This is a genomic window from Herbiconiux daphne (genome assembly GCF_024979295.1).
Lineage (GTDB): Bacteria > Actinomycetota > Actinomycetes > Actinomycetales > Microbacteriaceae > Herbiconiux > Herbiconiux daphnes.
On the sequence record NZ_JANLCJ010000457.1, the window covers coordinates 1 to 659 of the forward strand.

1 protein-coding gene is annotated in these 659 nt (G+C 35.1%); it reads left to right on the forward strand.

Features of this window, described 5'->3' with window-relative positions; all coding sequences use genetic code 11:
- Positions 1–659: hypothetical protein (locus N1032_RS25830; RefSeq protein WP_259543474.1), on the forward strand; the 659-nt coding region annotated here is incomplete at both ends.

Here is a 659-nt window from a genome sequence, read left to right on the forward strand (position 1 = left end):
ATTTAGGGCAACCTCAAGTTGCTGGTGCAACAACTACAAAAGCAACATTTAACTTAGCAGCACTAGTAAATGACAACTCAGGGACAAATCCAGTATTTGATTTCACTGATGAATCAATCTTCACAATCAAAATTAGATTCACTGTGGACGGAGGAACTGCTCCGGCAGATAACAGAAACTTAATATTTAATATCAACACAGGAGATGCTGAACCTACAATATTAGTGTTCAATGATAGAACAGGAAACAACGCTAATGCTGGTGTTATATTAAAGGCAACCTTATCTACTGCTGGGCTATTGACATTAGAAACAATCAATGTGGATGGAACAATACCTACATTCTCGGTTATTAACTTTTCAACAGTAACAGTTAACCAAATTCAAGAATTAGTTTATACCAAAGCAAGTAACTTGGTTAACCAAGCAGAATTAGCGGCAGTAACAAGTGATGTGTTTACTAATAGAACAAATATCAACACGAATACTTCTGATATTACTAATTTAACAACAAGAATTACTGCTACTGAAACAGCAATAAATGGTGCTACCGGAATAAATGATAAATTCATAGCACAAAACACTTTAAATGCCACATTCCAAACTAAGTCAGACAATGGACTTAACACCACTGACAAAACAATAGTTGGGGCGATAAAT